Raw genomic sequence first — 11,803 nt, forward strand, 5'->3', positions numbered from 1 at the left:
GACCAATCAAACTGCATCACATAGGATGATCGTGTTAGCACAACAGTTATTCACCACACCTGTCCCGCCCTCAAGCGGGAGTAGCCTCTATGCTTAATCAAGGTACAATCCGCCAACGTGGGGTGTCCGTTGGCGGGGTCTTTTTTGCCTGTCCCGCCTCAGCGGGAGTTACTTTTTGGACAAGCAAAAAGTGACAAAAGAAACCTACAGATCCCTCGTATCCTCGGGATGACAACTCTATTGAGCAGCAAATCAAACATCATCCGGCATTTGGAATTATGTAAGTACAGACCAGGTTCGTTTTATCAGTATCCCGATCGTACGCAAAAAAATCACACCGAAAACATCTTTATTCCCTTTGAAGGCGATACAGGATTATCGATTATTTTATCGAAAGCATTCCTCTTAGCTGATGATGATAAAATAACTGATTCAACAATTACAACACAGATCAACCACAAGTAAAAATGATTTGTCAGGAAATAGAGAAAAGCAAAAACGCCGATGTTTTTAACATCGGCGTTTTTTAAGAATTGTTTTAGTCCAAGTCTTACAAATCGTTGATCACTTTATACTTCGGTACAAGGCTTTTCATAATTACCCAACCGATGAGATAAGCAAATGCGCAAAAACAGAAAATAATAAAATATCCTGCCGGCTTACCCTCAAATCCTAAAAAATGCATGTTGGTTTCTCCGGCATAAACAAATAGTTTACCGGCCGATTTTTGCAACAGCATGGAACCCAGTCCGCCAGCCATACCACCAATACCTGTAACAGTAGCAATGGCCGATTTGGGAAACATGTCACCCACGGTAGAAAAGATATTTGCCGACCATGACTGGTGCGCTGCACCTCCCAAACCGATCATGATAACCGGCAACCATGGTGAAATGGTACCAAGCGGTTGAGCCAGCAATACAAGCAATGGAATGAAGGCAAAAATGAGCATTGCTTTCATACGGGCAGCGTACGGATCCTGTCCCGTTTTGCGAATGATAATCGAAGGCAGCTTGCCACCAAAAATCGACAACATCGTAATGGCGTAAAGTGTAAAGACAAGCGCAATACCCAGGCCCTGCGATGTTTTGATACCAAACTGTGTATTGAGATAGGAAGGTGTCCAGAAAAGAAAGAACCACCATACACCATCGGTCATGAACTTGCCAACAGCAAACGACCATGTTTGCTTATACTTAAAACAGTCTCCAAGTGTTACTTTCTTTTTGTTGGGATCTTCTGCTTTTTCAGCATCACCATTTTCGTCTCTGTCAGAAAGAATGTATTCAAGTTCCTTCTCATTTACTTTGGGATGCTCTTCAGGCTTTTTATACATGAATACCCAAAAAGCCATCCATATAAAACCCAATGCACCAATGATGATAAACGACATTTCCCAACTGGTAGCTTTTGCCAGCGGAGGAATACTAAGTGGGGCTAACAACGCTCCTACGGAAGCACCTGCATTAAAAATACTGGTAGCGAAGGCACGGTCTTTTTTAGGAAAATATTCAGCCGTTACTTTAATAGCTGCAGGAAAGTTGCCTGCTTCACCAATAGCCAACACAATACGGGCCACAATAAAAGCATACATGCTTACCGTTGAAATAACAACTGCAGTATCACCCACAGCCTGCGCTAATTCTGCAGCCGAATGCAGGCCCACATATTGCTCGGTTACAACACCACACAAAGCGTGTATACAAGCACCAACCGACCATATACCAATTGCCCAAAGAAAACCTTTCTTCGTTCCCATCCAATCGATAAACCGGCCTGCGAACAACATAGAAATGGCATACACAATAGAAAATATCGAAGTGATGGTACCGTAGTGGTTTTCATCCCAGTGAAATTCGGGTTTGATGAATTCATCCCAGGTTAAAGACAACACCTGTCTGTCGAGGTAATTAATGGTAGTTGCTACAAACAGGAGTGCGACGATGCTCCATCTGTAATTCGACATTTTATTAATCATATACAAGCTTTAGGTTGAATAAGTAAATCAAGACTTAACGGCCTGAATTACTTCAAGCACCTGTTTTGTTGCTGTTTCCATCGCCGCATAATCTTTTGCTTCCATTAATTTTTTGCTGATGAGCTTGCTGCCCATACCCACGGCACATACACCTGCTTTATACCAGCTTTCAATACTTTCTTTTGTTGTATCCACACCACCTGTTGGCATAAACAACAATTTAGGGAAGATATCTTTAATAGTGGTTAAAAACTCAGTACCCATCATATTACCAGGGAACAACTTGATGAATTTAATGCCTGCATTTTCTGCTGCAATAATTTCAGTGGGAGTCATACAACCGGGAGCATAGAAAATATCATTCGCTACACAATACGCAGCAACATCAGGAACAAAACCCGGACTTACTAAAAAGTCGGCGCCTGCTGTCATATATTCTGTTGCATGTTGCATGTTCTTAATGGTACCAACGCCCAATAATAAACCAGGCATTTCTGCATTACGCAGTTGCACCATTTTGGTAAAGTTGGCCAATGCTGCATCGCCACGGTTCGTGTATTCAACAGCTTTGATACCTGCTTTGTAAATTGCTTTTAACACATCAAGACTTACTTCTTCGCTTGGATTAAAATACAAAGGAAGAATGCCTTGTGCTACAATAGCATCTGTTATTTGTTGTGTCTTGCTCATTTGAAAAGTTTTAAGTTTTAGGTTGTAAGTGATAAGTGTTGTAAGTAGAAATTCGGTTTGCTTATAACCTGCTACTTAATACTTATCATTATTTCTTCACTTTAATCACCAGTTTCTTGATCTCGCCTTCACCGATCATGGGTGCATGCACATCTTCAGGATAAAAAATTGCAAACTGTCCATCGGTCAGTTGAAAATAAGTATCAGGCGCATCGTCATAAAACAACACATCCTTTTCATCGTTGTATTCACCCTTAGGTGTTACACATTTTTCTCTTGGTTTCCAGCCAATGGTTTCAACACCTTTAATGCAAAGTTGAATGTCAATGTTTTTGTTATGACATTCAAATTTCTGCAGGCTGGTTTCTTTTGTTTTACCGGGTGCATTGCTGATGATGGCTTTTAAACCTTCTGCAATATCACTTTTACCATCGGCTGCATTTGCCAGGTCGGTTTGCTGAATGTATTCAAATGCTTTGGCGAACAACGGATGTACGCTGAAGTATTTGTGTGCATTCTGAATAGTATCTATGATCATTGGAATAAATTATGAATGATGAATAATGAGCTATGAGTGATAAATGTAGAGTTGATCGATAAGTTCTGACAACTCATAACTCTTCACTCATAACTCATAACAATTTTATCTCTGCACCCTGCCGCTGCCATCGCCTTTCATCAGGTCTTTCACATCACCTAATGTAGCGTGGTTAAGATCACCAGGGATTGTGTGTTTCAATGCACTTGCTGCCACACCAAATTCAGCAGCTTCACCCATTGGCATACCGGTAACTAAACCGTAAATCAAACCACTTGCAAATGAATCGCCACTACCTACACGGTCAACAATACGTACGTTATATTTTTTAGTGTGATAGAATTCTTTACCATCATATACCAATGCGCTCCAGCCGTTATCACTTGCACTGTAGCTTTCTCTCAATGATGAAGCAACATATTTAAAATTAAACTTAGCTACCATCTGCTTCATGATATCCTGGAAACCATCAAGGTGAAGTTCACCTTTTGTAACATCTGTATCACCGGGTTTAAAACCAAGTGTGGTTTCAGCATCTTCTTCGTTACCGATACATACATCTACCCACTGGCAGAGATGCGTCATTACCTTTTGTGCTTTTTCTTTGCTCCACAATTTCTTACGGTAGTTCAAATCGATACTTGTTGTAATGCCTTTTGCTTTGGCAGCTTTTAATGCAGCTTCAGTTAAAGCAGCAGCTTTATCGCTTAATGCAGGAGTAATACCTGTTGTATGGAACCAATCTGCACCATCAAAAATTTTATCCCAATCGAATTCGCTTGCATCTACATCTGCAATAGATGCACCTGAACGATCATACACCACTTGTGATGCACGCATTGAAGCACCTGTTTCGAGGAAGTAAATGCCTAAACGATCACCACCTCTTGCTACAAACTGTGTATCTACACCGTAACGACGTAAATGATTAATGGCCGATTGACCGATCGGGTTGCTTGGCACTTTGGATACAAATGTTCCGTTTAAACCATAGTTACATAATGCAGCAGATACGTTTGCTTCGCCACCACCATAAGTGATATCGAATGTATCAGCCTGTACAAAACGTTTAAAATCGGGAGTTGACAAACGCAACATAATCTCACCGAGGGTTACTACTTTTTTCGACATATCAGTTTGTTTTAAATGCTAAGAAATAAATGATTGTTGTTTAGTTGTTTCGAATTTTGCTTTTACCTGTTGAATATGTTCAATTGTATTTTGTGTTGAATCGCCTTTTTCATGCAGCTTGGCAAAAGCAGCAGCTGCAGCAAAACCAATAACATCCTGTAGTGCATGTTTTGATTTTAAGCCGTAGATGAGGCCGGCCATAAAACAATCGCCGCTGCCAACTTTGTCTGCAACGGCATCGGTTGTAAATACAGGACTCACTGCCTGTTGCTCCTTTGTATTGAGTGCAGCGTAATAACTGATGTCACCAGCTTCCGCATCAAAACGAAAGGTGTTGGCTACCCATTTACAATTCGGAAAACGTTCGAAGATCTGTTGAGCAGTATAGGAAGCATGTTTTAAAAATACTTCCCGTGTACGTGGTTGTATCAATGCTTCATCAACCAAAACTCCAAGCAACGTATTCGCTGCCCAGATGTTGCCCATCATCACATCGCAATACTTTACAAGACCGGGCATTATTTCCCAGGGCTTCTTCCCATATTTCCAAAGCAATGAACGAAAGTTGAGATCAACGGAAATAGTGATGTTTCGTTGCGATGCAGCTTTCACTGCTTCTAAGCAAAGTGCTGCAGCTTTTTCACTTACAGCAGGAGCAATGGCACTGAAGTGAAACCACTCCACATCTTTTAATATCTCATCCCAGTTAACTACACCCGTATTGAGTGTAGAGAAAGAAGAATATTTCCGATCGAATACGTTTTCTTCACTCTTCATATCAGCACCTTCTTTCAGGTAATACAAACCAATGCGTTCGCCGGAAAGAATGATGGGAGAAGTGTCGATGTTTTTTGTTTGAAGGAAAGAAATAATATCACGAGTGATAATATTATCAGGAAGTGCAGTGCAATACTTCACCTGTTGTTGCCAGGTAGCTAATGCAGTGGCAACATTTAATTCAGCACCGCCAACAAATACAGGCAGCTGGTTGGTACGCAACCATTCGCCACCGTTAGCAGGAGGTAACCGAAGTAATAATTCGCCAAAGCAAAGCACTTTACTCATAAACTATTTCAATGTTGGAACTGGAGCCGGGTCCATATCAGTGTACACTAAATTTTCACCAGCCATTCCCCAAATGAAACCATAGTTGGTAGTACCGCAACCAAAGTGTGTGCTCCATGGTGGAGAGATCACTGCTTCGTTGTTGGTCATTACCATATGTCTTGTTTCCATCGGGTTGCCCATGAAGTGGAACAAACGTTGTCCTTCCGGTAAATCGAAATACAAATACACTTCCATACGGCGTGTATGTGTATGAGGTGGAATAGAATTCCATACACTGCCGGGTGCCAATACTGTTAAACCCATTACCAACTGGCAGCTTCTTAAACCATCGAGATGAATGTATTTATAAACAGTACGCTTGTTGGCTGTTTCAACTGCACCTAACTCAACAGGTGATGCCTGTTCTTTGGTGAACATGGCATTTGGATATGTTGCATGTGCAGGAGAGGACAATAAATAAAATACAGCAGGATCTTTTTTTGATGCTGAAGTGAAACTTACTTTCTGTGTTCCTTTACCGAGGTACAAACAGGAAAGTTTATCCAATTCAAACTTTTTACCATCTGCTGTAACTGTTCCTTTACTACCAATGTTGATGATGCCAAGTTCTCTTCTTTCAAGAAAATACTCAGCTCTTAACTCAGGATGATTCGGAAGTGTTAATGCTTTTGAAACCGGAACAGCGCCACCAATGATCACACGATCGTAATGTGTGTACACGAGTTTCAGTTTATCAGCCACCATCAACTCTTTCACTAAGAAATTATCGATGAGCTGTTGTGTATCGAATCCTTTTGTTTCTTCTGGTCCAACTGCAAAACGTACTTCCATGTCGCCATCCATATACGTATTGCTGTTGTAATCTTTTAATTGAGGCGCCTGTGTTGTTGCTTTCTTCGTTGCCATTTTATAAACTTCTTTCGTTAAACTTAAAAACTTAGAACTCAGAACTTATGTCTTATCTCGCCATCCATCCACCATCAACAAATAACACTGTACCATTCACATAATCAGAAGCTGATGAAGCAAGGAAGGTAACCGGTCCTTTGAAATCTTCAGGAACACCCCAACGACCAACAGGAATACGACTCAAGATGGATTGACTTCTGTCTGCATCTTCACGCAAAGCCTGCGTATTATTTGTTGCGATATAACCTGGTGCAATACCATTTACACAAACACCTTTACTTCCCCACTCATTACCAAATGCACGTACCAAACCTGCTACTGCCGATTTAGTTGCAGTATAACCTGGTACATTGATACCGCCCTGGAAACTTAATAATGAACAGGTGAAGATGATCTTGCCACCACCATTATCGATCATGTGTTTACCAAACTCACGACCAAGAATGAATTGTGCGTTGAGATTAATATCAACTACTTTATCCCAATATTCATCAGGATGCTCTGCTGCAGGTTTACGCATAATGATACCTGCATTATTTACAAGGATGTCGATCTTATTTTCAGCTTTCACTTTATTAATGAATGCATAGAGTTGTTCACGATTGCCAATATCAACACGGTGATAAGTGAACTTGCGGCCTGTTGCTTCAACAGCTTGCTGCACTGCAGAATAATCTTCTACAATAGAAGCACCAACAATATCAGCACCTGCTTCTGCCAATGCTGTTGCCATTCCCATACCAAGACCAGTATCGCAACCGGTCACTAATGCCGTTTTACCTGAAAGGTTAAAAAGATCCAATGTTTGCATGATAGTAGTTATAGATTGTTTGATTTAACAGTTTGTGCTGCATCAAGATGTTGCAGGTTGAAATATTCTTTTGCATTGTTATAGCAAATGTCCTGGATGGTTTTACCAATCAATTCAATATCGTTTGGTAATTCACCATTCTCCACTTCTTCGCCATACATGTTGCAAAGTATGCGACGGAAATATTCGTGACGGGGGAAGGAAAGGAAGCTACGGCTATCAGTTAACATACCAACAAACTTGCTGAGCAAGCCCATATTGCTGAGTGCATTGATCTGTTTGGTCATGCCGTCTTTCTGATCGAGGAACCACCAGCCGCTGCCCCACTGCACTTTACCTGCAACAGATCCATCGTTGAAGTTGCCGATCATTGTTGCAAACAATTCATTATCGGCAGGGTTGAGGTTATAGATGATTGTCTTTGCCAGTTTATCATTTGTATCTAAACGGTTCAGGAATTTTGATAAGGCTCTTGCCTGTGAGAAATCGCCAATGCTGTCCCAACCTGTATCAGGACCTAACTGTTGCAACATGCGGCTGTTGTTGTTACGCAATGCACCAAGATGGTATTGCTGTACCCAGCCTTTTTCATGATCCCACTCTGCAAAGATCACGAGCATAGCACTCTTGAATTTTTTCTTTTCTTCGAGTGTTAAGTTGCCACCGCTGCGTACCTGTGCAAAAATGCCAACGATCTCTGTTTGCGTATAATCTTCTGCATAGATCTCTTCCAATCCATGATCAGAAACAGCACAACCATTTGCAGCGAAATAATCATGGCGCTTTTTCAATGCAGCTAAATAATCGTTGAAGGTGCTGATGGAAGTATCTGCTGCTTTTTCTAATAAGGTGAGATAATTATTGAAGCCGATGGTATCATCAACATTCATCGCTTTATCGGGACGGAAAGCAGGATTCATTTTAGTGAAGCCGCCTTGTGCACGATGTTGCTGATGGAATTTCAGATCATCAACAGGATCATCCGTTGTACAGATCAGTTTTACATTCATCTGTTGCAACAATCCTTGCACACTATGCGATGCATTTTGCAATTGAGCTGTAGCATCATCATAAATACGTTTAGCACTGTTTGCGTTCAACACTTCATGAATGTTGAAGTAGCGTTGCAGTTCAAGATGCGTCCAATGATACAGGGGATTACGAAGGGTATAAGGAACTGTAGCTGCCCACTGTTCAAACTTTTCCCAATCGCTTGCGTTACCGGTGATGAATTTTTCATTCACACCATTTGTACGCATGGCTCTCCATTTGTAATGATCGCCATACAACCAAACCTGTGTAAGGTTTTCGAAATTGATATTGTTTGCCACCTGGTCGGGCAGGAGGTGATTATGATAATCGATGATGGGCATTTGCCTGGCATACTCATGATAGAGTTGCTCAGCAGTTTTGCTCTGCAATAAAAAGTTGTCGTCTAAGAACTTTTTCATTTTGTTTGTTTTGCTAAGAAATATATGATCGGTTACAATCGTTGTTCTTACTTAAAGACTCACACCTCGTTTCCATGGAATAAAATCATCCTGGTTCAATAAAACAGCTTTTGGTGTTACTTCACCACTTGCTGCTTTAATGCAGTACTCAAGAATGGCTTCACCCATTTCTTCAATTGTTTTTTCACCTTCAATAACAGGCCCGCAGTCGATATCAATGATATCGTTCATGCGCTTGGTCAGATTACTGTTGGTTGAAACTTTTATTGTTGGACAAACAGGATTGCCTGTTGGTGTGCCAAGACCAGTTGTAAACAAGATCAGTGTAGCACCACTTGCAGCCTTACCTGTTGTTGCTTCCACATCGTTACCAGGTGTGCATACTAAACTCAAACCTGGTTTTGTGGCAGGCTCCGTATAATCTAATACATCCACCACGGGAGAAGTGCCGCCTTTCTTTGCAGCACCAGCACTCTTAATGGCATCAGTGATCAATCCATCTTTAATATTACCCGGTGATGGGTTCATATGAAAACCTGAACCAACTTTTACTGCCTGGTCGTTATACGCTGTCATTAAATGAATGAACTTCTCCGCACTTTCTTTTTCTTGTGTACGATCGATGAGTTCTTGTTCAACACCACATAACTCCGGAAATTCAGCTAATAATATTTTACCGCCCAATGCTACAACCAGATCAGATGCATAACCAACAGCAGGGTTGGCAGAGATGCCGCTAAACCCATCACTACCGCCACATTTTACACCAATACAAAGTTTATCTAATGTTGCAGGCTGCCGTTCGAGTTTGTTGATCTCGATCAATCCTTCAAACGTTTTGCGGATAGCTTCGGCAATCAATTGTTCTTCACTTTGTGATTGCTGTTGTTCAAAAACATAAATCGGCTTATCGAAGTTGGGATTGTGTTGTTTCAGATCATTCCTGAAATCCTGCACCTGTAAATTCTGACATCCTAAACTCAATACTGTAACACCGCCAACGTTTGGATGATCGGCATAAGCTGCTAATAACTTACTCAACACAGCTGCATCCTGGCGAATGCCACCGCAACCACCCTGGTGATTTAAAAATTTAATACCGTCAACATTTTTAAACGGGCGGTTCTTTTGATGTTGTGCAGTAGGAGAGAGATCAACATTTGAAATGTCCTCGCCTTTCTGATACGCATCAAGCAATTGATGCGTATAACTTTTATATTTTCCTGTAACAGCATAACCTAATTCGTTATGCATTGCTTCACGAATTACATCAAGATTCCTGTTCTCACAAAAAACTGTTGGTATGAACAACCAGTAATTGGCAGTGCCCACACGACCATCGCTGCGCAGGTAACCATTGAATGTTCTTCCTTCAAATTTTGATACATCTGGTGCATGCCATTCGTAATGCGAAGGACGATAGGTAAACGGAAGAGCGGCATGCTTCAGATTTTCTGTTGACATCAATCCGCCTTTGGGAATATGCTTTTGCGCTTTGCCCACCAACACACCATACATAATGGCTTCATCACCGGGTTGCATTTCTTTTTCAAAGAATTTATGTTTTGCATTGATATCATCCTGCAACACATAATCATTTCCCTGGAAGGAAATGGTTTCACCTTTTTTCAAATTGGTCAACGCAACAATCACGTTGTCCTTAGGATGCACTTTTAATACTTTATGCTTCATTACTCTCTACTTTATCTCTGTTTAACTGGTAATTTTTTACGGTAGCCAAAACACCATCTTCCATCATTGCAGCCATATAAGAACTTACTGCAAATGCAAAGCCTGGTAATTCTGAAAGATCATGTCCAAAAATCTGTTCATTCGCTAATGCCTTCTTCACAACATCTGAAGGTTTGTTGTTTTTCCATAGTTGATGAAAATATCCGGCGTGTTCATCCTGTATCGGGTAAACCACACCGTTAGCTTCACCATAGTAGCTGCCGCTTTCACTATGTTCGCACTTCATGAATAAAATATATGCTGCAAAACCCAATGCCATCGAACCGGGAACATACAGATCCTGTTCAAAGTGTTTGAGCAGTAAAGGTATGTTACGCATTCGCATTTTATGCGAATAATTTAGTGTAATACTGATCCATTTATGATCGATGAATGGGTTGCGAAAGCGGTCGAGAACGTTGCCGGAGAATTCACGTGCTTCCAATACCGAAATTTTTTCATTGCTGACGCATGGTGCTATCTCATGATGCATGAGATCATAAACATACAGCCCCATCGTTTTATTTTCCATTGCTTCTTTCACTGTTTCAAAACCTGAAAGAAATGCAATACCGCAAGAGAATGTGTGTGTACCATTGAGCAAACGCAACTTTAACTCACGTTGTTTATTGATATCATTAGTAATAACAACGCCCTCATCTGCATTCGCAAAGCTCAATACATCTTTTACTTTTGGATTAGATGTTTCAATTGCCCACAAACTATAAGGTTCACTCATGATCATTAGTTCGTCTGTGAAACCAAGTTTTGCTTCGGTTGCTTTTTGTTGTGCAACAGGAAGTTTACCGGGCACAATACGATCAACTAATGAGTTACAGAATGTATTTGCATTTTCTAACCAATCAATGAATGCATAATCAAGTTTATTGAGATGTGCCAGCTCCATAACAATGGCCTGCAGTTTTGCTCCATTATCTGTAATGAGTTCAGTTGGCACGATCACCATTCCTTTAGCCACATCACCATTGAAAGCCTTGTAACGTTCATGCAGGAACGCTAATAACTTTCCCGGGAACGATACCGGTGGGTTGTTGCTGATCTTATCTTCTTCCACTAACACAATTCCAACTTCAGTTGTATTGGAAATGATGATCTCCATTTCAGGATTAGAAGCACAATCGAGTATTTGCCGCCACTGTGATTTTGCAGAAAGCACACGACTGATGGATGAGTTGACAATATACTCTTCGGTAATTTTTTGCTGACGAATACCGCTGATGCAATGTGTAAACAAACCATTCTGCACTTCGTACGCATCGGTACCACCACTGTCGGTTGATTTTACAATGACAACACGGCCATTGAAAATTCCTTTTTTATTAGCCTTGTCGATAAAATAATCGGGCAAGCCACGTAACAATACACCAGTGCCAAACTGGAGAACTTTTTCTGGCAATGCAAATAATGCATCCGTAGGAACAGACTGTACTGTGCCATTTAGTTTCGATAGTGTTTCTTTTGATAACTGCATCTTA

Annotated in this window: 11 protein-coding genes; 1 reads left to right on the forward strand and 10 read right to left on the reverse strand. The window is 40.9% G+C overall.

What is annotated here, in order from left to right; translation table 11 throughout:
• Positions 1 to 228: 228 nt before the first annotated feature.
• Positions 229 to 465, forward strand: coding sequence for a DUF7737 domain-containing protein (locus ACO1QW_RS04890; protein WP_486256239.1), 237 nt, complete (start codon positions 229 to 231; stop codon positions 463 to 465).
• A gap of 85 nt (positions 466 to 550) precedes the next feature.
• On the opposite strand, the gene ACO1QW_RS04895 is transcribed toward ACO1QW_RS04890, so the two are convergent.
• The 10 genes from ACO1QW_RS04895 to ACO1QW_RS04940 all read right to left on the reverse strand — a co-directional run bounded on the left by ACO1QW_RS04895 (position 551) and on the right by ACO1QW_RS04940 (position 11,799).
• Positions 551 to 1,978, reverse strand: coding sequence for an MFS transporter (locus ACO1QW_RS04895; RefSeq protein ID WP_486256240.1), 1,428 nt, complete (start codon positions 1,976 to 1,978; stop codon positions 551 to 553).
• Between the two features lie 27 nt (positions 1,979 to 2,005).
• Entirely contained in the window at positions 2,006 to 2,668 is a 663-nt protein-coding gene (locus ACO1QW_RS04900) for a beta/alpha barrel domain-containing protein (RefSeq protein WP_486256242.1), read from the reverse strand.
• Positions 2,669 to 2,756: 88 nt separating this feature from the next.
• Positions 2,757 to 3,206 carry a NanQ anomerase/TabA/YiaL family protein gene (locus tag ACO1QW_RS04905; RefSeq protein WP_486256244.1) on the reverse strand — a complete coding sequence of 150 codons (450 nt, stop codon included), beginning with the start codon at positions 3,204 to 3,206 and terminating at the stop codon, positions 2,757 to 2,759.
• 105 nt (positions 3,207 to 3,311) lie between these two features.
• The gene (locus ACO1QW_RS04910; protein ID WP_486256246.1) at positions 3,312 to 4,337 is read right to left on the reverse strand and encodes a PfkB family carbohydrate kinase; all 1,026 of its coding nucleotides are present in this window, start codon (positions 4,335 to 4,337) and stop codon (positions 3,312 to 3,314) included.
• Between the two features lie 18 nt (positions 4,338 to 4,355).
• Positions 4,356 to 5,402 (reverse strand): sugar kinase, encoded by a 1,047-nt coding sequence (locus ACO1QW_RS04915; RefSeq protein WP_486256247.1) that lies wholly within the window; start codon positions 5,400 to 5,402, stop codon positions 4,356 to 4,358.
• Between the two features lie 3 nt (positions 5,403 to 5,405).
• Positions 5,406 to 6,311 carry a 5-dehydro-4-deoxy-D-glucuronate isomerase gene (kduI, locus tag ACO1QW_RS04920; RefSeq protein WP_486256249.1) on the reverse strand — a complete coding sequence of 302 codons (906 nt, stop codon included), beginning with the start codon at positions 6,309 to 6,311 and terminating at the stop codon, positions 5,406 to 5,408.
• 52 nt (positions 6,312 to 6,363) lie between these two features.
• Entirely contained in the window at positions 6,364 to 7,125 is a 762-nt protein-coding gene (locus ACO1QW_RS04925) for an SDR family oxidoreductase (RefSeq protein WP_486256250.1), read from the reverse strand.
• An 8-nt stretch (positions 7,126 to 7,133) separates the two neighbouring features.
• A complete protein-coding gene (gene uxaC, locus ACO1QW_RS04930) occupies positions 7,134 to 8,576 on the reverse strand; it encodes a glucuronate isomerase (protein ID WP_486256251.1) in 1,443 nt (480 codons plus the stop codon).
• A 51-nt stretch (positions 8,577 to 8,627) separates the two neighbouring features.
• Positions 8,628 to 10,268 carry a UxaA family hydrolase gene (locus ACO1QW_RS04935; RefSeq protein ID WP_486256253.1) on the reverse strand — a complete coding sequence of 547 codons (1,641 nt, stop codon included), beginning with the start codon at positions 10,266 to 10,268 and terminating at the stop codon, positions 8,628 to 8,630.
• A complete protein-coding gene (locus ACO1QW_RS04940) occupies positions 10,258 to 11,799 on the reverse strand; it encodes a tagaturonate reductase (RefSeq protein WP_486256255.1) in 1,542 nt (513 codons plus the stop codon). The genes ACO1QW_RS04935 and ACO1QW_RS04940 overlap by 11 nt, the downstream gene beginning before the upstream one ends.
• Between the last annotated feature and the right edge of the window lie 4 nt (positions 11,800 to 11,803).

This window comes from Lacibacter sp., assembly GCF_057361365.1.